At 61.5% G+C, this 23120-nt stretch carries 20 protein-coding genes; 12 read left to right on the top strand and 8 right to left on the bottom strand.

Annotation, left to right across the window (positions count from 1 at the left end; translation table 11 throughout):
* Positions 1–464: 464 nt before the first annotated feature.
* On the bottom strand, positions 465–1364 hold the full coding sequence (locus PQQ53_RS22155; RefSeq protein WP_408326156.1) for a LysR substrate-binding domain-containing protein: 900 nt from the start codon (positions 1362–1364) through the stop codon (positions 465–467).
* A gap of 138 nt (positions 1365–1502) precedes the next feature.
* Here PQQ53_RS22155 and PQQ53_RS22150 point away from each other — a divergent pair, with 138 nt between their 5' ends.
* The 5 genes from PQQ53_RS22150 to PQQ53_RS22130 all read left to right on the top strand — a co-directional run bounded on the left by PQQ53_RS22150 (position 1503) and on the right by PQQ53_RS22130 (position 6754).
* Positions 1503–2825, top strand: a complete 1323-nt coding sequence (locus PQQ53_RS22150; protein ID WP_408143696.1) for an NAD(P)/FAD-dependent oxidoreductase — start codon at positions 1503–1505, stop codon at positions 2823–2825.
* A gap of 66 nt (positions 2826–2891) precedes the next feature.
* On the top strand, positions 2892–3617 hold the full coding sequence (locus PQQ53_RS22145) for an amino acid ABC transporter ATP-binding protein (RefSeq protein WP_408326153.1): 726 nt from the start codon (positions 2892–2894) through the stop codon (positions 3615–3617).
* Between the two features lie 75 nt (positions 3618–3692).
* Entirely contained in the window at positions 3693–4511 is an 819-nt protein-coding gene (locus PQQ53_RS22140; protein WP_408143694.1) for a substrate-binding periplasmic protein, read from the top strand.
* Positions 4512–4595: 84 nt separating this feature from the next.
* Positions 4596–5390 (top strand): amino acid ABC transporter permease, encoded by a 795-nt coding sequence (locus PQQ53_RS22135; protein ID WP_408326151.1) that lies wholly within the window; start codon positions 4596–4598, stop codon positions 5388–5390.
* Positions 5391–5416: 26 nt separating this feature from the next.
* On the top strand, positions 5417–6754 hold the full coding sequence (locus tag PQQ53_RS22130) for an NAD(P)/FAD-dependent oxidoreductase (RefSeq protein ID WP_408326148.1): 1338 nt from the start codon (positions 5417–5419) through the stop codon (positions 6752–6754).
* A gap of 275 nt (positions 6755–7029) precedes the next feature.
* Here the strand turns inward: PQQ53_RS22130 and PQQ53_RS22125 are convergent, their stop codons facing one another.
* Genes PQQ53_RS22125 through PQQ53_RS22100 form a run of 6 tightly spaced genes read right to left on the bottom strand, consistent with a single transcriptional unit; the run spans position 7030 to position 12323 of the window.
* Positions 7030–7998, bottom strand: a complete 969-nt coding sequence (locus PQQ53_RS22125; RefSeq protein ID WP_408326145.1) for a Gfo/Idh/MocA family protein — start codon at positions 7996–7998, stop codon at positions 7030–7032.
* Between the two features lie 38 nt (positions 7999–8036).
* A complete protein-coding gene (locus PQQ53_RS22120; protein WP_408143687.1) occupies positions 8037–8888 on the bottom strand; it encodes a sugar phosphate isomerase/epimerase family protein in 852 nt (283 codons plus the stop codon).
* Positions 8803–9237, bottom strand: a complete 435-nt coding sequence (locus PQQ53_RS22115) for a Dabb family protein (RefSeq protein ID WP_408326142.1) — start codon at positions 9235–9237, stop codon at positions 8803–8805. The genes PQQ53_RS22120 and PQQ53_RS22115 overlap by 86 nt, the downstream gene beginning before the upstream one ends.
* Positions 9225–10394, bottom strand: a complete 1170-nt coding sequence (locus tag PQQ53_RS22110) for a dihydrodipicolinate synthase family protein (RefSeq protein ID WP_408143683.1) — start codon at positions 10392–10394, stop codon at positions 9225–9227. Before PQQ53_RS22110 ends, PQQ53_RS22115 begins: the two co-directional genes overlap by 13 nt.
* A gap of 7 nt (positions 10395–10401) precedes the next feature.
* Positions 10402–11181 (bottom strand): 3-ketoacyl-ACP reductase, encoded by a 780-nt coding sequence (locus PQQ53_RS22105; protein ID WP_408326140.1) that lies wholly within the window; start codon positions 11179–11181, stop codon positions 10402–10404.
* Positions 11178–12323 (bottom strand): acyl-CoA dehydrogenase family protein, encoded by a 1146-nt coding sequence (locus PQQ53_RS22100; RefSeq protein WP_408153654.1) that lies wholly within the window; start codon positions 12321–12323, stop codon positions 11178–11180. Before PQQ53_RS22100 ends, PQQ53_RS22105 begins: the two co-directional genes overlap by 4 nt.
* 212 nt (positions 12324–12535) lie before the next feature.
* On the opposite strand from PQQ53_RS22100, the gene PQQ53_RS22095 reads away from it, so the two are divergent.
* Complete coding sequence (locus PQQ53_RS22095) at positions 12536–14068, top strand: acyl CoA:acetate/3-ketoacid CoA transferase (RefSeq protein WP_408326298.1); 1533 nt, start codon at positions 12536–12538, stop codon at positions 14066–14068.
* A gap of 53 nt (positions 14069–14121) precedes the next feature.
* Here PQQ53_RS22095 and PQQ53_RS22090 read toward each other — a convergent pair whose 3' ends face one another.
* A complete protein-coding gene (locus PQQ53_RS22090; protein ID WP_408153652.1) occupies positions 14122–14802 on the bottom strand; it encodes a TetR/AcrR family transcriptional regulator in 681 nt (226 codons plus the stop codon).
* 211 nt (positions 14803–15013) lie between these two features.
* On the opposite strand from PQQ53_RS22090, the gene PQQ53_RS22085 reads away from it, so the two are divergent.
* From PQQ53_RS22085 to PQQ53_RS22060, 6 genes are all read left to right on the top strand, one after another.
* Complete coding sequence (locus PQQ53_RS22085) at positions 15014–16522, top strand: aldehyde dehydrogenase family protein (protein WP_408326137.1); 1509 nt, start codon at positions 15014–15016, stop codon at positions 16520–16522.
* A gap of 105 nt (positions 16523–16627) precedes the next feature.
* Complete coding sequence (locus PQQ53_RS22080; protein ID WP_408326134.1) at positions 16628–18322, top strand: GMC family oxidoreductase; 1695 nt, start codon at positions 16628–16630, stop codon at positions 18320–18322.
* 102 nt (positions 18323–18424) lie between these two features.
* Positions 18425–19504, top strand: coding sequence for a sugar ABC transporter substrate-binding protein (locus tag PQQ53_RS22075; RefSeq protein WP_408143671.1), 1080 nt, complete (start codon positions 18425–18427; stop codon positions 19502–19504).
* Between the two features lie 62 nt (positions 19505–19566).
* A complete protein-coding gene (locus PQQ53_RS22070; protein WP_408143669.1) occupies positions 19567–20520 on the top strand; it encodes an ABC transporter permease in 954 nt (317 codons plus the stop codon).
* Between the two features lie 16 nt (positions 20521–20536).
* Complete coding sequence (locus PQQ53_RS22065) at positions 20537–22036, top strand: sugar ABC transporter ATP-binding protein (RefSeq protein WP_408326131.1); 1500 nt, start codon at positions 20537–20539, stop codon at positions 22034–22036.
* A gap of 82 nt (positions 22037–22118) precedes the next feature.
* Positions 22119–23003 carry an ABC transporter permease gene (locus tag PQQ53_RS22060; protein WP_408143665.1) on the top strand — a complete coding sequence of 295 codons (885 nt, stop codon included), beginning with the start codon at positions 22119–22121 and terminating at the stop codon, positions 23001–23003.
* The last annotated feature ends 117 nt before the right edge of the window (positions 23004–23120 follow it).

Here is a 23120-nt window from a genome sequence, read left to right as displayed (position 1 = left end):
ATGCCAGCAATGCGCCCGCGCGCGAAGTTCCGGGCATTGACGCAGTTCAGTAGTCGCGCGGCGTGAACGGAGGCCGGGATCAAGACGGCACCCAAGTGACATGCAGCCGCCGCACGGTGCTTGAGCGTCGAGCATCCGCAACGGGACCGCCGGAGAAGGCGGTTTGAATGACCGGGCCGCTTCGTTACCCGTCTTTGGCTCGGTGGCGACACGACCGTCGGCAACGGGTCGAACAGCGCCACTGACCTTGCAGCAAAGTTCTACCAAAAGCCATCAGTTACCCCTACCTTATTTCAGACACGCAAACAAAGGCCGGCCCCTCCAGGGGCCATTTGAAGCCGCATACGTCGCATGGTCCGCTGAGGGCACAGTCATTCCGACACGGAGGACGGTCTCGCCCGTCTTGCGATCGACGTCACAAACACCCTCGCAGCCCGAATCTGCCCCCGTCGCTAACACTCGCGCTATCCACGATCACAGGCCTCCCGCAGATCCACACCATGGGCCAATTCCAGAAAACTTCTAACGATAGGATTCGGCTGCTGCAACTGCGGGCAAACCGTGAAACCGCGAAACATCACATCGGGTGAAAACGGCCGGAACGTGATCTTCGCGGGGTTGGCACCGTAAGTCGCCAGCGGATTCACCACGCCAATGCCCAACCCGCGCGACACCATCGCGCAAATCGTCGCGCCGTACGGCGTTTCGATGGTCGGCACCTGGGTGACGTCGGCCTGCCGCAGCACCCGATCCAGCGACGAGCGCGTATCGTCCGCATACGACGGCAGAATCAGGCTCTGGTCCCGGAGGTCGCGCGCCTCGATGTGCTCGCGAGCCGCGAGCGGATGACCTGCAGGTAGCGCGCACACACCTGCCAACCTGTACAGCTCGGCGCTCGTGACGCCGAACACATCGGGCGTGGTCGTCGCGAATCCAACGTCGCAATGCGCCGACGACGCCCAGCGCTGAATAGTCCCTTCGCTTCGCATCTCCAGCGAGATCGCAATGCGTGGATATGCCGCCAGGAAGCGCTCAATCACCATCGGCACGAAGGACAACGCCAGCACCGGCGCAGCGACGAGGCGCAAGCGTCCGCTGCCGAACTGGCGAATTTCCCGCGCCGAATGCGCGAGTTTTTCAAGGCCGACGAAGCTGCGATCCACCTCGCTGTAAAACGCGCTGCCCGCATCGGTTGCCTGAATCCGTCCGCCATTGCGCGTGAACAGCGCAAGCCCCGTCGACGCTTCCAGCTCCGAAATCAGCCGGCTGATGCTCGGCTGCGAAGTGCCAAGTTCTTCAGCGGCAGCAGTCATCGAACCGCGCAGGATCACCAGTCTGAATGCTTCGATCTGTCTTTGATTCATCGGCTCCATTCATCCCACATCTGCAATCTAATCTTTAGCTTGCCATACCAAAAATGAATAGCAGGCGTTTTTGGCCGTATTTGACCGGATAGCCGACGCAAACCTAGACTGGCTTCAACCTGTCACCGGCCCTGAACGATGCGCTCCGATGCTCTCCTGTTCGACCCCGATTTTCGCGTCACTCCGTACTGGTGGGATGCTGCACCGCCGGAGACCGCTCGCGACGCGTTGCCGGCAAGCGTCGATGTCCTGATTGTGGGCAGCGGATATTGCGGCTTGTCTGCAGCGGTGCAGGCCGGGCGACTCGGCGCCAGTGTGGCCGTCCTCGACGCCGAAGAGATAGGCGCAGGCGGCAGCACGCGCAGCGGCGGCATGGTGTCGAGCGGACAAAAGCTCGCCCTGACCAATGCGATTCGCGGCGTGTCCGCGGAGCGCCTCGGACGTCTGATGCATGAATCGATGGCGAGCTTCGATTATCTGAAGCGTCTCGTCGCCGACGAGTTGCTCGACGCCGACCTGCAGATCACCGGCCGCTTTTTCGGCGCTTTCACGCCGCGCCATTTCGAACGCCTGCGCCGCCAGGGTGACCTGCTGCGCGAGAAGACCGGCGTCACCGTGACCGTCGTGCCGCGCACGGAACAGCACGCGATCATCGGCTCTGACTACTACTACGGTGGCATTCTCGTCGACGAATATGGCGGCCTGCATACGGCCAAATATCATCGCGCGCTGCGCGATCTCTCACGACGCAGCGGCGCGACGCTGCACTCGCATGCTGGCGTCGAAGAGATCGAGCGCACGGGCACGGGCTTTCGGGTTCACGCCACGAGGGGCAAGGTCAACGCAAAGCATGTTCTGGTCGCGACCAATGGCTATACGGGGCGCCTGCTGCCTTTCTTCTCGCGACGCGTGCTGCCCGTCGCGAGCTACCAGATTGCAACGGAGCCGTTGCCGGTCGGCCTGATGGCCGTGCTCAACCCTGGCCGCCGGATGATCAGCGACTCCAAACGCAACCTGTTCTACACGCGGCCCTCGCCCGACGGCACGCGGATGCTGTTCGGCTCCCGGCCGGCTTGCCGTGAAGTCGGCGAGCGCGACGCTGCGCGGATGCTGCACGCGAAAATGATCGAACTGTGGCCCGCGTTGCGCGATGTTCGCATCACTCACGCGTGGAAGGGTTATGTCGCAATGACGGGCGACAGGCTCGCGCATATCGGCACACAGGACGGCATTCATTACGCGCTCGGCTGCAACGGTAATGGCGTCGCGCTGATGAGCTATCTCGGCACACGCGTGGCCAGACACATGCTCGGACTCGATCCGCTGCCGGGCGCCTTTGGCGAAGGCGCGTTTCCTGTGAGCCCGGCGCGCATCGCCAGCCGTCTGAGCGTGCCGGTCGGCACCGCGCTCTACACGTTCGACGATTTCTGGAGCGGTCGCGTGCGCGCGGCGCTCTCGTGAGGTCGCGCCAGACAGTGCCAAATGCAGTGCGGATAACGAATCATTCAAGGTCTACGGGAGTCGCCGATGATTTCAATGCGCAATGTTTCGAAGTGGTATGGCGAGCACCGCGTGCTGACCGACTGTTCGACTGAGATCGGTCGCGGCGAAGTGGTGGTGATCTGTGGGCCGTCCGGCTCCGGCAAGTCAACGCTTATTAAAACGGTCAACGGACTCGAACCGGTTCAGCAAGGCGAGATCGTGGTGGACGGCACGTCCGTCGCGGCCCCCCATGCCAGACTGCAAAAGTTGCGCGCACGGGTTGGCATGGTGTTCCAGCACTTCGAACTGTTTGCGCATCTGAACCTCCGTCAAAACCTGACGCTCGCGCAGGTCACCGTGTTGCACCGCAGCCGGGACGATGCCTCGGAAAGAGCGCGCACGTTGCTGCAACGCGTGGGACTGAGGGCACACGAAGACAGGTTTCCTTCGCAGCTTTCCGGCGGTCAGCAACAACGCGTCGCGATTGCGCGAGCGTTGTCGATGGATCCGGTTGCCATGCTGTTCGACGAACCCACTTCGGCGCTCGATCCGGAGATGGTCAACGAAGTCCTCGACGTGATGACGGGTCTCGCGCAAGAGGGCATGACCATGTTGTGTGTGACGCATGAGATGGGTTTTGCGCGCCGGGTGGCCGATCGCGTCGTCTTTATGGATCAGGGCGCGATTATCGAAGACGACAGCAAGGATGCCTTTTTCGACCGGCCGCGCTCCGCGCGCGCCCGCGATTTTCTTTCCAGGATTCTCCACTAAACGCCTGACCGGCTGAACTTTCCCCCTAACGTACATCATTCATTCCATCGCAAGCCCTCTCGACGGAGCACCCTCATGCGCATTCGCCATCTTCTCAGCCTCATTGCAGTAGTCGTGCCGCTATCGCTTACGTTGACAGGCGTCGCCCGCGCCGACGATGTCGGCACGCTGACGCCGGGCAAACTGGTCGCCGGCGTCGATGCGAACAACAAGCCGTATTCGTATATCGACAACGGCAAAATGACGGGTTTCGACGTCGAGCTGTTGCGTGCGATTGCAACGAAGCTCGGCCTGAGCGCCGAATTCCGCGCACAGGATTTCAGCGGACTGCTGCCAGGCGTGTCGAACCAGCAGATCGATCTGGCAGCCGGGTCCATTTCGATCACGAAGGAACGGCTGAAGATGGTCGATTTCTCGGAGGGCTATCTGACCGGGCTGCTGAGCGTTGCAACCTTGCCCGATAGCACGATCACCAGCGATCCGGCCTCGGTAAAGGGCAAACGCATTGGTGTCGTGCAAGGCACGATCGAGGACACGTATTCGGACAGCTATCTGCCGGGCGCGCAGATCGTGCGCTTTCCGAATCTGAATGCAGGCTTCCTGGCGATGCGCTCGAAATATATCGACGGTTACTTCGTGGATAAAACACTGGTCGAAGGGCTGCAAGGCAAGTACCCGCAGATGAACATCGCCGACAAGCTGGATATCTCCGCCGTCAATCTGCCGGCCGGTTTCCCGATCCACAAGGGCAATGCGAAGCTCGAAGCGGCGGTTAACAAGACCATCGACGAACTGGTCGCCGACGGCACGTGGACCCGGCTGTATCTGCAATTCCATCCGGGTTATCCGAAGCCCGCGAGCCTGCCGCCGTACGCAATGAAGAGCGGTAGCTAGGGTGGCGCTACCGAAGCCCGGCAACCTGGGTCAGGTTGCCCGACGACTGGTGGCCGCCTGCTGCCGCTCAACCAGGACCGCATCATGAATGCTTTCTTGCAAAACTTTCTCGACTGGCCGTTGCTGACGTCGTCGATGCCATCGTTGCTGTGCACGGGCCTCGTCAACACGCTTGTGCTGTCGGTGTTTTCTACCGTGCTGGGCATCGTCGTGGGTATGGTGCTCGCGTTGATGGCGGTATCGCACACGCGCTGGCTGATGTTGCCCGCCCAGGTATTCATCGACGTGTTTCGCGGCCTGCCCGCTGCCCTGGTGATTCTACTGGTGGGGCAGGGGCTCGCGCCGTTAGGGCTGGCGCTGTTCGGGCCGAATCCGTATCCGCTCGCCATCGTCGCGCTCGGGCTGATTTCGTCCGCGTATATCGCCGAGATTTTCCGCTCGGGCATTCAGAGCGTCGGGCGCGGGCAACTGTCCGCCTGTCAGGCGCTCGGCATGACGTACTGGAGTGGCATGCGTCACGTGATCGTCCCGCAAGGCGTCCGACGCATCCTGCCCGCGCTCGCCAACCAGTTCATTTCTATCGTCAAGGATTCGAGTCTCGTCTACTTCCTCGGTCTGCTGACGTCGCAGCGCGATCTGTTCACGATCGGCCAGAATGCCTCGGTGAATACCGCGAACCTGTCGCCGCTCGTCGCGGCGGGCGTCGTCTATCTGCTCGTCACGATACCGCTCACGCACGCGATCAATCACATCGACCGCTGGACCAACCGGCATTCAAATCCGACGCGCGGCCACGCGAAATCCAACTCACGCCGTCAGCGCGATGCACAAGCCAGCGGGGCATCGGCCGCGACCGGCATCGCCGATCAACATAACTAGTCTTCACGGGCAGGATATCAACCACTATGGGACCCAAAGTTGACACAGTCGCCGACGACACCAGCTTGCCCGCGCAAGTCGATGTCGTCGTTATCGGTGGCGGCATTATCGGGGTGAGCACGGCCCTTTATCTGAGCGAAAAAGGCCTGCAGGTTGCGCTGTGCGAGAAAGGTCATATCGGCGGTGAGCAGTCGAGCCGCAACTGGGGCTGGGTACGCGTCACGCATCGCGACATGCGCGAATTTCAGTTGAGTATCGAGAGCCTGAAGCTGTGGCGCAATCTCGATGCGAAGCTCGGTATCAATACCGGTTTCACTCAATGCGGCATTCTCTATATGACCGCCGAGGACGACGCGATGGAAAAGCATCGCGTATGGCTGGACAAGGCGCGCAATCTGGCGGGTGATGCTTTCGACACGCGCGAAGTGGAGGGCAAGGAGGTCGCTAGTCTGTTGCCTGGTTCGTCGCGGAAATTCAAAGGCGGTCTCTACACGCCGGGTGACGCCCGTGCCGAACCGCAGCAAGCCGCGCCCGCGATCGCCAATGCGTTGCGCAAGCGTGGCGTCAAGATCCTGACACCGTGCGCTGCGCGCGGCATCGAAACGAGCGGGGGACGCGTCAGCGCCGTGGTCACCGAACACGGCGCGATCCGCTGCGTCAGCGTGGTCGTGGCGGGCGGCGCGTGGTCGCGGCTCTTTTGCGGCAACCTCGACGTGGACATTCCGCAGTTGATGGTGAAGGCGTCGGTGCTGCGCACCGAGCCCCTTGAAGGCGGCCCGACCTGCAGCGCAAGCGACAAGCGTTTCGCGTTTCGCAAACGCGCCGACGGTGGCTATACGATTGCCGCCGGCTTTCGCACCTATAGCGATCTCACACCGGACTCGTTCCGGCTGTTTTTCAAATACATCGAAGCGCTGAAGAGTCAGATTGGCTCGTTGCGAATCGGGATTGGCGAGCGGTTCTTCGAAGAGTTGCGCCGTCCGCGGCGCTGGGCGTTGGACCGGCCTACCGTGTTCGAACAGGTCCGGACGCTCGATCCAGCGCCGATCACCGAATACACGGATGCGGGCTTGCGTGAATTCACGAAGGTCTTTCCGCATCTGTCGAACGCGCGCGTGGCGCAGCGCTGGGCGGGCAATATGGACGTCACGCCCGACGCGATTCCTGTGATCTCCGGCGTCGATACGGTGCCAGGCATGTTCATCGGCACGGGCTTTTCCGGACATGGATTCGGTATTGGTCCGGCGGCGGGCAAGCTGATGGCCGATCTCGTAGCCAACGACACCCCACTCGTCGATCCCAACGCGTTCCGGCTCAACCGTTTCAGCGACGGCACGAAAATCGTCATCGACGCCGGCTTCTAGCGCACTACGGCAACGGAGTTTTCAAGCAAGAAAGGAGCGATGATTTCCGGCGGCAAGCGCGGCATCGGCCTCGCAGTCGCAACCGAACGGTCACGACGCGGCCATCTGCTGTCTCTCGGCGTGCGCGAGCACCTTTCCCATGGGGTTCGACCGATAAAGGCGATTTTCCAGGTGGCATGTTTCGCAGGGAAACGGTTGCGGATACTGACTAGATGTACTTTACGGTGTAACCGCCGGCGAACACCTTAGCGTCGAGCGCATTATCGATTGAATCGTCATAAAAGTATCTGATCGATAACGCGCTGATTGCCGAGCGAGTTCTCAAGAGTGAAAGCCAGATTCGCCTTCTGACCGAGCACCACTCTCGAAAAATCTTCAACCATAAGTTGGTATTGGTCGACATCGCCGAACTCAATGGTGCGTGTTTGACCTGTCTCGTCCGAACGATGGCGAATTTGAGCGGGACCGTAGACGCCTGGATTGAAGGGGGCATCAACGCTCAACCAGCCTTTCGTTCCGTGAAAGATCATGTGCTGCCGGCGCGACAGTTGGGTGCCGCAGTAGAACGTCATTGAGAAATCCGTGAAGTCAGCGGTGCATCGCGCGAACCGGTCCGTGCCGAAGCGGGGATCGAGCAGAACCTCGGCATGCACACCGGTCGGTTCACGTCCTGTCGCGAGACGCGTAGTCACGACCGGGTACACGCCGATATCGCGCACTCCGCCACCGCCGAGTGACAGATTATTTTTCAGCGCATTGGGGTCGTCGTTGAAGTAGGTGAACGATCCTTCGATCAGTTCGAGTTCGCCGAGCATCCCCGAAGCAACGCTCTCGCGAACAAAATCCCACTGCGGATGATGCGCCACCATGAATGCTTCGCCGCATACCAGGCCCGTTTTGTCGCGTAAGGCGATCAGATCGAGCACCTCGCCAGCATTCATTGCGATCGGCTTTTCACACAGGACGTGTTTTCCGCCGAGCAAGGCTTTCTTGCACCATTCGACATGGCTGGCCGTGGGCAACGGGATATAGACCGCGTCTACGTCGCGACTTCCGATCACCTCATCGTAGCTCGCCGACACATGCTCAATGCCGTGCCTGCTCGCGAATGCCTGCGCGCGTTCATGGTCGCGGCTGGCGACGGTGGTCACCCGGCCGTTGGACGAGCGTTGGATAGCAGGCACGACAAAGTTATCGGCGATCTTTGCGGCACCTAGTACACCCCAGCGAATCTTTTCAGTCATTTTGTCTCCGCGTGTTCGTTTCGTTTAATGTGGCGCCGTTAGCAAACGGTCTGAAGACGTTCGGCGCAGATGGCGAGTACTTCGTCCGGCTCACGTCGCCACCAGTTTTGCGCCGAAAAGATCTCGGTTTCGACCAGGCCGTCATATCCGGCGCGCTCGACACAGGACCGCACCGCCGGTAGATCGACGACACCGTCACCCATCATTCCGCGATCGAGCAGCATGTCACCTGTTTCGTGCAACCAGTCGCAGACATGGTAAGCCATGATGCGTCCCGCCTGCCCGGCCGCCGCGATCGACGCCGTCAATTCGGGATCCCACCAGCAGTGGTAAATGTCAACCGCAATGCCGACCAGTCCTGTGCGGTCCGGGTCCACGGTTTCACAAATAGTCAGAGCCTGCGCGACGGTGTTGACCACGGCGCGATTGGCCGCATACATCGGATGAAGAGGCTCGAGTGCGAGCGGCACGCCGCAGTCACGCGCTGTCTCCATCAGCATGGATATTCCGTCAATGACCTGGGCCCGTGCACCTTCCAGATCGCGGCTCCCGGGCACGATTCCACCGACCACCATCACAAAGCAACGTGCTCCGAGCACGGCCGCATCATGCAAGGCAGCCCGGTTTGATTCGACATTCGCATTGAATTCGGCTGAAGTCGCAGCGGGCAGATAGGTCGAGCGGCAGTAGCCGGTGACGGTCAGATCGAGCGCTTTGATCTGCCGCGCAAACAGCGCGACGTCGCCTTCCTCTACCTCGCGACGCCATGGCGCTATCCCGCCAAAGCCAGCTCGCGCAATGCGCTCAATCGTGCGGCTGAGCGGCTCCCGATGGCCCAGCGTTGCGGTATTGATGGAGCACAGGTCGAGTCTTCCCTGAAGGTTTCTCATGAGTTTCCAGATCGATATCGAACACGAGCAAGCCTTGCGCGCCGTCTTCGAGTGCATCGAGAAGACGTGCCCCAATGGCTTGATGCGTGGGGTGCGCCAGGTAGGCGAAGCAGTCGTCGCGGCTCGCGAAATCCATCATGAAGCCGTCGGAGAACGACATGCTATAGCCTTCCGGTGACACATTGGGCCCGCATTGAAAGTTGTCAAATGCAATGCCGGGTACTTCCGTCAGTCGCCGGATCTGCTCGAAGAACGCAAGGCGGCATGTCGGCGTCACTTCGTGCCGGAACCGGCAAAACACGATGTGCCGTACGGGTCCCCCAGATCGGGCCATGATCAGTTTCCGCATCCTAGTGGCGCCATGACCTTGCGAATGCGGATGACTGCATCTCCCGGATCGCGCAACAGGCCGGCCTGGTCGGCGAGGCGGAACACGTCGGCAAGATAGGCGGGTGGCCGCATACCGTGATGACCGCCCGGCATGAAGAAGTGATCCTGGAAGCCGTTCAGGTAGGCGAGGAACACCACGCCCGTCTTGTAGTACTGCGTGGGCGCGCGAAAAATGTGACGCGAAAGCGGTACCGTTGGCCCCAGCAACCTGTTGAAGGTCGCGACGTCGCCTGCGGAGAGGGCCGCCAACGCCTGAGAGGCCGCAGGTGCAATAGCGTCGAAAATGCCGAGGAGAGCATGCGAGAAGTGGGTGCCGTCGCCGGCGATCAGCGCGGGATAGTTGAAGTCGTCGCCGGTGTACATCTTCACGCTTTGCGGCAGACGACGGCGGAACGTGATCTCCTTCTGCTCATCGAGCAATGAGATCTTGATGCCATCCACCTTGGCCGCGTTGGCCTCGATGATGTCGAGGCACACTTCGGCTGCATCTGGAAATGCGCTTGCGCCCCAGTAGCCCGCGAGTTCGGGGTCGAACATGTCGCCGAGCCAGTGGAGGATCACCGGTTGATCGCACATGGCGAGTACTTCGCGATAGACGCGACGGTAGTCGTCCGGTGAGCGGGCGACTTTCGCGAGCGCGCGGCTCGCCATCAGGATCACACGTCCGCCTACGCGTTGTACGGCTTCGAGTTGCTCCGCATACGCGCGGATCACCTGATCGCAATTCGTTACCGAAGCCGGCGTGATGTGGTCAGTGCCGCAACCGGAAGCGATAGCCGCCCCGGCAATATCCCGCGTGCCTTCGATGCTGCGCGTGATCAGTTCAAGTGCCGTGCTCCATGGCAGTCCCATGCCGCGCTGCGCAGTGTCCATGGCCTCCGCGATGCCTAGCCCCTGTTCGAGCAGATAGCGGCGATAAGCAATCGTGCGGTCCCAGTCGATGGCGGGCGCGGCGTTCAGTTCACCCGCGCGCAGCGGATCGGCCACCACGTGCGCGGCCGAGTACGCAATGCGGTTGAAGTCGCGCGCAGGTGGCCGCACCTCGAGTGGCGTGCCCTGCACGAGATACGTTTCCAATGCGCCGGACGCGGCCGGCAGTCTGATTGACAGGTTCATAGGTAGCTCAATATTTGGTGACGAGCAGGCCGCCGTCGACACGGATTGCCTGGCCGACGCTGTAGGGGAGGCCGCCGGTGGCAAGCGTGCGTACGGTGGTTGCGACTTCCTGCGGTGTGCCCCAGCGTTTGATGGCGGTCAGTCCCTGCTCGATCTGCGTGTCGTAGCGCGCGCGGGACGGCGCGGTCATTTCTGTCTCGATCAAACCGGGCTGCACTTCATACACGCTGATACCGTGGTCGGCGAGACGCAGCGAGAAGAGCGTGTTCGCCATCGACAGGCCTGCCTTGGATACGCAATATTCACTGCGTAAAGGCGAGGCTGCGATCGCATTGGACGACGTGATCGTGATGATCGACGGATGCGGAGCTACCGGGGCGACCTGACGCGCGAGGCAATGTTTCGCGAATGCCTGCATGAGAAAGAACGTGCCACGCGTATTCACGGCAACACAGCGGTCGAAACTTTCCGGCGTGACGTCGAGCAGGTCGCCGCGCGACATCACGGAAACACCTGCGTTGTTCACGAGGCAGTCGATCTGACCGTCGAGAGCAGCTTCGATGGCGCGCAACGTTGACGGATGCGAATCGATATCGGCGAGGTCGGAGAGTGTCGCGATCGCACGAGCGCCGGTCTTCTGAACTTCGCTCACGGCACCGTCGAGCTCGTCCGACGCTACGGCATCGGTCAGCGCAATGTCGAAACCGGCGCGACCGAGTTCGATCGCGATCGCGCGCCCGATGCCACGCCGGCTGCCCGTCACAAGAGCGATGGGACGCGCGCTCATAACGCGGCTCCGTTGGCGAGCAGATCGCGTGCAACGATCGTGCGCTGGATCTGGTTGGTGCCTTCGTAGATCTGCGTGATCTTGGCGTCGCGATATAGGCGCTCGACTTCGTAGCCGCGAATGTAGCCGCTGCCACCGAAAATCTGCACGGCGTTCGCGCTGTGCTTGACGGCGGTGTCGCCCGCAAAGCACTTTGCCATTGAACAGGCAATGCTCGCGCGGTCGCCCGATTCGAGCCGTTCGGCGGCGTCGAGGACGAGCAGGCGCGCGGCCTGAATATCCGTCGCCATATCCGCGAGCATCCATTGAATGCCCTGTAGCTCGGCGATATGACTGCCGAACTGTTTGCGCGTTTGCGCGTATTCGAGCGCCGCTTCGAGCCCTGCCTGCGCGATGCCTACCGCCAGCGAAGCGATCCCCACACGGCCCTTGTCGAGCGCGCTCATCATCATGTGAAAGCCACGGCCTTCCGTGCCGAGCAGCGCGTCACGCGGCAACTTCACCCGGTCGAAATTCAATTCGCCCACCTGCGACGCTCGCTGCCCCATCTTGTGCTCCTTGGGGCCTTTCGATACACCCGTCAATGAACAGTCCACGATGAAGATACTCATCCCACGCTTGCCTGCCGAAGGATCGGTCCGGGCGAGTACGAATGCCACGTCGGCAACCGGCGCGTTGTGAATCCAGAGCTTTGCGCCGTTGAGTTCCCAGCCCTCACTCGTGCGCGTCGCGGTGGTGCGGATGCCGGAGACGTCGGTGCCTGCGTCGGCCTCGGTGATGCAATACGCCGGCCTTAGTTTCGCGCGCAGCAATGGCGCCATGTAGGTCGCGCGCTGCTCGTCGGTGCCGTGGACGGAAAGAAGGGTGCCGACCAGTTCGAGCAGCCCGCACTGGTCCGCTACGGACGCGTAACCCCGCGACAGTTCTTCCATCACGAGCGCATATGCCGTGACGTCGAGTCCGGCGCCGCCGAATTCTTCCGGCACGGTGATGCCGAACAGTCCCAACTCGCCCATCTGCGCGTAGATTTCCGCCGGGAAGCGCTCTTCGCGATCGAGTTCCTCCGCGATGGGGCGGATCACTTCCTGTGCGAAGCGCCGGGTGGTTTCACGAATCTGCTGATGCGTTTCCGAGAGTTTCATGCTGTCTCCGTCCTCATGATCGGCACCTGTTTTGTGCCTGGTTTGTGCTGTGCAGGTAAACCCGAGCGTCGCGTATCACCGCTTGAATTACGTGATTTCCTGTGCCAACATTGGCAACAAGTAACCATCTGGATGGTTATTTAAAACCAATGAATCACCGATGTCAACGAGCTTTGTGGCCGATCGGACTGGAGGGTAGTTTGAAAAACTGGATGCAAGCCGAAGAGGCGGTCGAGCAGATCTTCGATGGGGCGACAATCGCGCTGGCCAGTAACGGCGGCGGGATGCTCGAGCCGGACGCCGTGCTCGCGAAACTGGAGCAGCGCTTCCTCGAGACTGGCCATCCGCGCGATCTGACGGTGGTGCACGCGCTCGGAATCGGCGACGGCAAGGGCAGCGGTCTTGGCCGCTTCGCTCATCCGGGGATGGTGCGGCGCGTCATCGGCGGGCACTGGAGCTGGTCGCCAGCCATGCAGCAACTGGCCAAAGAGAATGCGTTCGAAGCGTATAGCTTTCCCGCAGGCGCAATCTCCACGCTGTTGCGCGAGATCGGAGCGGGACGGCCGGGGCTCGTCACGCACGTCGGGCTGCGTACGTTTGTCGATCCGCGTATCGACGGCGGCAAAATCAATGCACGCGCAACCGAGGATCTCGTTGACCTGATCGAACTCGATGGGCGTGAATATTTGCGCTACAAACCGTTCAAGGTCGATTTCGCGATCGTGCGTGGTTCATCGGCGGATGCGGCGGGCAATGTCACGTTGCGTCGTGAGCCCGTCGACCTCGACACATATGCAGCGGCTCTGGCTGCCCACAACAGTGGCGGTCATGTGATCGTGCAGGTGAGGGAGCGCGAGCCGACAGGCCACGTGCCGGCGCGACTGGTGCGTATTCCGGGTGTACTGGTTGACACGCTCGTCGAGACGCCAGCAGCGCCGCAGTGTGCTATCGCGGATTACGACCCCGCGCTGAGCGGCGAATCGCTCGGAACGATCGCTGACGGCTTTTATGAAGTGCCGACCGGCATTCGTCGCATCATCGCGGCGCGCGCTTCGCATGAATTGCATGCTGGGCATTCGGCGAATTTCGGTTTCGGCATCCCCGGCGGTATTCCTGGATTGCTCGCGCAGGCGGGGCGCCTCGGCACATTCTGGGGAACGGTCGAGCAGGGCATTCACAACGGCGCGATGGTCGATGGCCCGATGTTCGGCTCCGCGCGCAACGCGGACGCGATCCTCTCAAGCGTCGATCAATTCGATTTCTACAGTGGCGGCGGCGTCGATATCTCGTTCCTCGGCATGGGAGAGATGGACGGCGATGGGAACATCAACGTCTCGAAACTGGGTTCGACCGTGGTGGGGCCGGGCGGCTTTATCGACATCACGCAAGGCGCCCGCAAGATCGTTTTCTGCGGCAGTTTCGAAGCGAAAGGTCTGCAGGTCGAGCAGGTCGGCGAGGGGCTGACTATCGTGTCGCCGGGCAGTGTGCCGAAGCTCGTCGAGCGCGTTCAGCACATCACGTTCAGTGGCGTGCAGGCGCGTATCGCGAAGCAGGAAGTGCTGTACGTGACGGAGCGTGCCGTTTTCAGGCTGGAAGAAAACGGCGTTCGGCTGATCGAAGTGTCCGAAGGTGTCGATATCGAACGGGATGTGCTTGCGCGGATGGGCTTTCGTCCGCTGGTCGACGACGCATTGCTCGCCCGCAGCAGGGGCGGTGCAGACAAGCCGCGGGAGCAGGCGGCCTGATGAACGGCCGCGCGATCCGAAGCGCCAGCGCCCGGCGCTCCGTGCGCCGGCATTCAGGCGCGCACGAGCCGGAGAACGGTTTCGATGTTGAAGTCGAGACGATTTTTCAACGCCTCCTTGCTCATGAAGTCGATGTCGAATATCACGCCGCTGGTGAAGCGGTTGGTCAAATAGTAGTAGCCGACGGCCGCCATTGTGATGTGCAGTTGCCGGGCGTCGACACCGGTGCGAAACACGCGTGCCTTGACGCCGCGATCGAGTATGCCTTGCAACATCGAGATGAAGCCGTGATGCAATTCCTTGAACCGTTCGGAATTCTTGACGTGACGCGCCTTATGAAGGTTCTCGCTGTTGACGAGTGTCATGAACTCGGGATTCTTCAGGTAGTAGTTCCACGTATGCGTGGTGAGCGCAACGAGGGCGTCTTCCGGCGAGAGGTGTTCGAGGTTGAGCTTCTGTTCGGCGTGGCGGATGTCGGCGTAGGCATCTTCGAGTACGGCCTGAAAGAGTTCCTCCTTGCTGCCGAAGTAGTGATAGATCATCCGCTTGTTGGCTTTCGCACGGGTCGCGATGGCTTCGACGCGGCCACCGGCGAGGCCGAGCTTGGCGAACTCTTTTTTAGCGGCCTCGAGAATGCGCGCCTTGGTGACTTCGGGGTCGCGCTGACGCGGTTGCGCTGCGCCGGCGACGGCGTTTTTCAGTGCCCGGCTGGGGGGCGTGCTCGCAAGAGTCATAACGGATTTTCGCTGCAATAAATGAGTGGGAACGGTCGTTGCCGATTTCGCGTCGTGGCACCGACTATAGACCAAAAAAGCATTGCCCGGAAGTAACCGGATGGTGCAGAATGGGGCGCAAAAATGTGAAGGGCATCGCGGCGGCTGAGCGATTGCCCTACGCCTGCGATGCGTCAGTTGGCGCGCGTGGGAGCAAACACTGGAGGCAGGAATGAGCAATCTGAACGAACTGGCAGCATCGCTTCGTCTTCCGTCGGAACCTGTGCGCACGCCGATGTTCATCGACGGCAAGGACTACGTCGCGTCCGCTGGCGAATTCGTGACGCGTAAGAGTCCGGGCCACGGCGTGCCGGTGACCTCCACGGCGCGTGCGTCGGTCGAGGATCTGAACGTGGCCGTTGCTGCTGCGCGCCGTGCCTTCGATGACGGGCGCTGGTCGCGTCTGTCGGGTGAACAGCGCTCGACGGTGCTCCTGAAAACCGCGAGCCTCATCCGGGAAAACGTGGAGACGCTCGCGTACCTGGAAACCCTCGAAAGCGGCAAGCCGATCGGCCAGTCGCGCGGCGAGGTCAACGCTGCGGCAGGCATCTGGGAATACGCTGCTGGCCTTGCACGGGTTGCGCACGGCGATTCGCACGACAACCTGGGCAGCGACATGTTCGGCCTTGTCGTGCGTCAGCCTGTCGGCGTGGTGGGTATCGTCACCCCCTGGAATTTCCCCTTTTTCATTCTGTCCGAGCGTCTGCCGTTCGTGCTGGCGGCGGGGTGCACAGCGGTGGTTAAACCCGCCGAGCTTACCTCCACCACGACACTCAAACTCGCTGCGCTGCTCACGGAAGCCGGTCTGCCGGACGGCGTCGTGAACGTGGTGACGGGGCTCGGCTCGAAGGTGGGTCAGGCACTCGCGGAACACATGGACGTCGACATGGTGTCGTTCACCGGCTCGACGCCAGTGGGCCGCTCGGTGTTGACGGCAGCGGGCGGTAACATGAAGAAGGTCGGACTCGAACTCGGCGGCAAAAATCCGCAAATCGTGTTCGCGGACGCCGATCTCGCCGATGCCGCCGACGCCATTGCCTTCGGTATCTGCTTCAACGCGGGCCAATGCTGTGTGTCGGGCAGCCGGCTCGTCGTGCATCGCTCGGTGGAAGAAGAACTCGTCGCGCGGGTCAAGAGCGTGCTCGAGAAGGTGCGGGTCGGCGATCCGCTTGATGCGTCGAACCATGTCGGGGCGATTGTCGAAGCGCGTCAGTTCGACAAGATTTGCGGTTTCATCGAAGCGGGCAAACGCGACGGCGTGCAACTGGTGCATGGCGGCACGTCGAGCCAGGAGGGCGAGCGGTTCTTTATCCAGCCCACCATGTTCCGCAACGTCGAGCCGCACAGCGCGCTGGCGCAGGAAGAAATTTTCGGACCGGTGCTGTCGGTCACGTCGTTCGATACTTTCGACCAGGCCATCCAGATTGCGAACGGCGTGCCGTACGGCCTTGCCGCCAGCATCTGGACGCGCGATCTGCAAGGTGCGATCAAGAGCTTCCGCGAGGTGCAGGCCGGCCGCATCTGGGTCAACTGCACCATCACCGGCGGCCCGGAAATGCCGATTGGCGGCATCAAGCAGTCGGGTATCGGTCGTGAAACGGGACGCTACGGGGTCGAGGAATACACGGAACTGAAGTCGGTTCATGTCCAGTTGGGCAATCGGCGGCGCTGGATCGGCTGATCCGGCCAGGCTCGATCAAACGGCCGTTAAGAGCCGTTGTACAAGCGTCAGGAATAACGGAGTCGCACGCAGCAACGTGACTGCAGAACAGTATCGGAGACAGCAATGTATGACTATGTGATCGTAGGGGGAGGGGCCGCGGGTTGCGCGCTGGCGGCGCGTCTGAGCGAAGATGCGGGCAACCGGGTGCTGCTTCTCGAAGCCGGACCGGCCGATACGGATCCGTACATCCACATGCCGGTTGGCTTCTTCAAGATGACGTCCGGTCCTTTGACATGGGGTTATCGCACGGCTGCGGCGGCCGAAACCCAAGGGCGGCAGATTCCGTTCGCACAGGGCCGCGTGCTCGGCGGTGGCGGCTCGATCAATGCCATGGTCTACACGCGTGGACAGCCGTCGGACTATGACGGCTGGGAGCGCGACGGCTGCACGGGCTGGGGCTTTCGCGATGGCGTGCTGCCGTACTTGCGCCGCATGGAAGACAACGAACGTCTGTGCAACGAGTATCACGGCGTGGGTGGCCCGCTTGGCGTGTCGGATCTCATCAGCGTCAACGAATTGACCAAGGCGTTTGTCCTGGCAGGGCAGGAAGCGGGCATGCCGCACAACAGCGACTTCAATGGCGCACAGCAGGAAGGCGTGGGCGTGTACCAGGTCACGCAACGCAATGGCAAGCGCTGCAGCGCGGCGGTCGGCTATCTGCGCGATGCTCGCTCGCGGCCGAATCTGACGGTGCGCACCGGGTGCCTCGTTTCGCGTGTGGTCGTCGAAAACGGCCGCGCAATCGGCGTTGAATTTGCGCCGGGAGACGATCGCTCGAATGTGACGATTGCGCGTGCCGAACGCGAAGTGATCGTGACCGCTGGCGCGATTGGTTCACCGAAACTGCTGATGCTCTCGGGCATCGGACGCGCCGAAGACCTGGAGCGCGCCGGCGTGAAACCCATACATGTGCTGAACGGTGTCGGACAGAACCTGCAGGATCACTTCGATATCGACATCGTCTACGAGTTGAACGGCGCGTACAGTCTGGACAAGTATTCGAAGAAGCACATGATGCTGCTCGCCGGCCTCGAATACAAACTTTTCAACAAGGGACCGGTCACGTCCAACATCGCCGAAGGCGGCGCCTTCTGGTATTCGGACAGCAGCGTACCGACGCCCGACCTGCAGTTTCACTTCCTGCCCGGCGCAGGCGTCGAGGCCGGCGTGCCGCCGGTGCCGTCGGGTTCGGGCTGCACGCTGAACTCCTATTTCCTGCGGCCGCGCAGCCGCGGCAGCGTCACGCTGCACAGTGCCGATCCCGCCGACGCACCGGTGATCGATCCTGCCTATATCCGTGACCCATATGATCTGAAGGTGGCCGTCGACGGTATTCGTCAGAGCCGCGAAATCATGAGTCAGAAGGCGCTGAGCAAATACATCAGGAGCGAGCACTTTCCCGGCGGCAGCGTGCGCACGCAAGCCGAGTACGAGACCTACGCACAGCAGTACGGACGCACCGGTTACCACCCGGTTGGCACCTGCAAGATGGGCATCGACGAACTGTCGGTTGTCGATCCGCAATTGCGCGTGCACGGCATCGCTGGACTGCGTGTCGCGGATTCGTCGGTGATGCCGCGTATCGTGAGTTCCAATACGAACGCGCCGACGCTGATGATCGCGGAGAAAGCGGCAGATCTGATTCGCGGTCTGGCGGCAACGCCTCGCCCCGTGGTAGGCAAGCTCGCGAGCACCTCAGGTCGTGCAGCGCTCGAGGCCGCAGCGACAGTTTTGACGTCGGACCAGGACGGTTGGTGAGGAAAGCCCGGAAAATCTGGGCTTTCCTGTCCTAATCGTAAATATCTGGTTATTTATTTCTAGCCCTGGTGAAAAGGGTCTTTCTGACTCGGAGGAGACATCATGTCGAAACAGGATCAACACACAGGCGTATCGCGTCGCGACTTTATCAAGCTCGGCGCAGGCGCGGCCTTCGCCGTCGCGAGCGGCGGCATGTCGGGGCTATCGTTCGGCGCCGGGCAGACGACGCTCGCCTGCTCGTTCCGCTCGCTGACCAATCCGTATTACACCGCGTTCAACAAGGGCGCACAGAGCTTCGCAAAGAGCATCGGGTTGCCGTACGTACCGCTCACCACCGAAGGCAGCTCCGAAAAAGGTATCGCGGATATTCGCGCGCTGCTGCAGAAGACCGGCGGCAACCTGGTGCTGAACGTCGACCCCAACGACTCCGCCGACGCGCGCGTGATTGTCGAGGCCTGCTCGAAAGCCGGTGCTTATGTCACGACGATCTGGAATAAGCCGAAGGACCTGCATCCGTGGGATTTCAACCCGAACTACGTGGCCCACATGTCGTTCGACGGTGTCGCATACGGCGAGGCGACGGCCACTGAGTTGTTCAAGGCGATGGGGGGCAAGGGGGGCGTCGTCGCGATTGGCGGTATTTTCAGCAACGTGCCCGCCATCGAGCGTAAGGCGGGTTTGATGGCTGCATTGAAGAAATTCCCCGACATCCAGTTGCTGGACTTCCAGGTGGCGGATTGGGATTCGCAAAAGGCTTTCCCGATCATGCAGGCCTGGATGACGCGCTTCAATTCGAAGATCAAGGGTGTGTGGGCGGCGAACGACGACATGGCGCTGGGTGCGATCGAAGCGCTCCGCGCGGAAGGGCTGGCCGGTCAGCTGCCGGTCTCCGGCATGGACGGCACGCAGCCGGGACTCGCCGCGATCAAGGTCGGCGAACTCGTGACGACGGTGGATTGGGACCCGTACTGGCTGGGTGGCATTGGTCTCTCGATGGGCCTTCAGGCGCAGCAGAAGAAGTTGCAGGTCGCTTCCTTGCCCAAGGATCAGCGCGAATCGTTCTGCAAGGCGACGCTCGTGAACAAGTCGAACGTGCAGACGGTCATGGCGCGCGAATCGGCGCCTAACGCCGACTGGAACAATCTCTACGCCCGCGTCGCGGGGCCCGTGGTGTATCGATGAGCAAACTAACCGCAGCGCCTACCCGGCAGGCCGTCAGCACAACAACAACCGGGATCGGGTTCATGTCGATGCATTCCCTGCTGCAGCGCTTTGCGCCGCTGCTGGTCTTGCTGGCGCTCGGCCTTTGCATCGGTGCGGTCAATCACGATTTCTTCGATCCGATGAATCTGGCGCGAATCGCGATTTCTGCCGCGATTCCGCTCACCATCGCGCTCGGCGGAACGTTCGTGATTCAACTGGGCAGCATCGATCTGTCGGCGGAAGGGATTGTCGCGGTTTCCGCCATCACTGTGTCGATGCTGGTCGAGAACTCGTACAACGACAATCACTACGGCCTGTGGGTGCTGGCCGTGGCGATCGCCGCCGGCACGGTGCTGGGGTTGGCCAACGGCATGTTGCACGTGTTCCTGCGGATTCCGTCATTCATCGCCACGCTCGCAGTCGGCTTTGTGGCAACGGGAATCGGCACGGCATGGCTATCGGGCAACACGATCCGCGTGAGCGATACAGCGCTGCGTTCGATTGCGATTACGCGCTACGCGGGCTTGCCGCTGTCGGTATGGATCGGCTTGCTTGCGCTCGCGCTCGCGTGGTTCATCTACCGCCATACGTTGCTCGGGCGTCACACGCTGGCGATCGGCGGCGGTGAGGATCTCGCGCGTCTGAACGGGGTGCGGGTGCGACGCGTGCGGATTGCGATCTTCGCACTCGCGGGTGCTTTCTATGGTGTGGCCGGCATCCTCGCCGTCGCGCAATATGGGCAGGGCCACGCGCTCATCGCAGACGGCCAGTTGTTTGTCGCGATCACGGCCATCGTAGTAGGCGGCACGTCGCTCGCAGGCGGCAACGGCAGTCCGTTGAACACGCTGATCGGTACGTTGATCGTCGTGGTGCTCGGCAACGGCATGGTGCTGCTCGGCGTGCCGCCATACGTGCAACAGGGCATTCAGGGCGTGCTGATCATCGTAGCCGTGACGCTTGCGCTCAATCGCTCGCATCGGCGCATCGTCAAGTAAGCCTGGGAGATTCGACATGCTGAAACTCAAGAACATCACTAAACGCTTCCCAGGTGTGCTCGCACTGGACGACGTGTCGGTCGAAGTGCGGCCCAATGAAATCGTCGGCCTGATTGGCGAGAACGGCGCAGGCAAGTCGACGCTGATGAAACTGCTGACCGGCGCGTACCGTCAGGACTCCGGTGAAATCACGCTCTCCGGCCAGCCGCTCGTGATTCGCAATCCCCGCGACGCTACCGCGAAAGGCATTGCGATGGTGTACCAGGAACAATCGATCCTGCCCAACCTGACCATTGCCGAAAACCTGTTCCTCGGCCGTGAAGAAGACTTCACGACGTTCGGCCGGATGAACTGGTCGAAGCTCAAACGCGCAGCGCAAGCTGAACTTGCCACCGTGCATCTCGACATCGATCCGTTGACGGTTTGCGAAGACTTGTCATTCGGCCAGCGTCAGATGGTGGAGTTGGCGCGTGCGTTGTCGCTGGCGAGTCGCACGGGCGGCACGCCGATCATCCTGCTCGACGAACCGACTTCCGTTCTGGAGGCCGTCGAAATCGAAATCCTGTTCAGGCTCGTGCGCGAACTGAAGTCGCGCGCGTCGTTTGTGTTCGTCTCGCATCGTCTGGACGAACTGCTGTCGCTGAGCGACCGCGTGTACGTGATGAAGGACGGCAAGGTGGTGGCGGAGATGGCGTCGGTGGAAGCCTCCGTCAAGCAGCTTCATGAGTTGATGGTAGGCCGCTCGATGAACGGCGAGTACTACCGCGAGAACCTGCAAAAGCCATGTCGCGATGAGGTGGCGCTTTCGGTTCAACATGCGTCGCTCGGTCATGCGTTGAACGATGTGTCGTTCGAGTTGCGCCGTGGCGAGGTCTTCGGTGTCGCAGGCGTGGTGGGCTCGGGGCGCGAAGAACTGTGCCGCGTGATCGCCGGACTTGAAAAACTCGATTCAGGCGAAGTGCGGATTGGCGGCACGCTGCTCAGGCCGCAGGCGAACCACGCGGTCGCATTGGGGGTGGGCTATGTGCCCCGCGAGCGCAAGGTGGAAGGACTCGTGACACAGATGAGCGTCGCGGAGAACCTGACGTTACCGCGACTGAGCGCGGTGAGCCGGGGCGGCGTAGTGCGCAAGGCAAGCGAACGCAAGATCGCCGACGAGTGGATCCAGCGTCTGCATATCAAGACGCCTGGGCCCGATGCGTCCTGCCGCAATCTGTCGGGCGGCAACCAGCAGAAAGTCGTACTCGCGAAATGGCGCTTTGCCGGCAGCCGGATTCTCGTGCTCGACCATCCGACTCGCGGCCTCGATGTGGGCGCGAAAGAAGAGGTCTACCAACTGATTCGCGAGTTGACCGCTGAAGGGGTGGCCGTCGTGCTGACGGGCGACACGCTCGAGGAAATTCTGGGCCTCAGCCACCGCGTCATGGTGATGCGCGATGGCCGCGCGCAAAAGGTTCTGCCATGCGAAGTGGGCTCGAAGCCATCGCAGGTTGAAATCGTCGAACATATGGTGTGAGGCTGCTATGTCATTACTGAAATCACCTTCGCGGGCAACGCTTCGCGACAACGCGCCAGTGGCTGCGTTAGTGGCGTTGTACGTGTTGATCGAAATCGCGCAGCCGGGTTTTATGGCGTTATCGACGCAACTCGGCCTGCTCGCAGACAGTTCCACGTTGTTCATCATGGCGGCCGGTACCACCTTTGTGGTGCTGCTTGGCAGTATCGATCTGTCGCTGCAGGCAGTCGCATCGCTGGCAAGCGTGATGGTCGCGCTGTTCCTGCCTCGCTACGGCGCGTGGGCAGCTGTCATTGCACTAGGGGCGTCGTTTGCGATCGGCCTCATGAGCGGCGTGATCCAGACCGTGCTGCGGATTCCTTCGTTCATTGCGACGCTCGCGATCAGCGGCATTGCCTCGGCTGCGGCGCTCACGCTGTCAGGCACACGTTCGATTGCGATCAGCGATGACATGCGCAACGCTTCGCTTGGCTGGACGACGGGGACTTCGTTCGGCATCCCGCATGAGATTTTGCTGGCCATTGCGGTGTTTGCGTTCTGCTGGTTTCTGCATCGTTCGACTGTCTTTGGTCGTCACACCGATGCAATCGGCGCAGGCGAGCCGGCCGCCATTGCATCGGGCGTGCGCGTTTCCGTGACCAAATGCCTGGTGTTTGCGACCTCGTCGTTTTTTGCCGGCCTCGCCGGTGTCGTAATGGCGGGACGGCTTGGCAGTGGCTCGCCTACGTTGGCCAATCAGTTTCTATTGCCGGCAATCGCTGCGGTGATTGTCGGGGGAACGGCGTTGACCGGTGGCTCAGGTGGCATCGTGCGCACGCTGATCGGTGCGTTGCTGGTGTCGGTCGCGCGCGTGGGCATGACGTTTGTCGGCATCAGCGTGTTTGCACAACAGATCGTGTTCGGCGTGATCCTGATTGTCGCTGTGACAGTGGCTTTCGATCGCTCGAAGGTGTTGGTCATCAAATAGGTTCAAGCGTGGTCAGTCTGGACTGACATGGACAATCTGGCGGAGAAGGGTGGTTACGAAATGAAAGTGCTAGTAGCAGTCAAGAGAGTGGTCGATTACAACGTGAAGGTTCGGGTG

It is taken from the genome of Paraburkholderia strydomiana (genome assembly GCF_046030495.1).
Classification (GTDB): domain Bacteria; phylum Pseudomonadota; class Gammaproteobacteria; order Burkholderiales; family Burkholderiaceae; genus Paraburkholderia; species Paraburkholderia strydomiana_A.
This window is presented reverse-complemented; position numbering and strand designations above follow the sequence as displayed.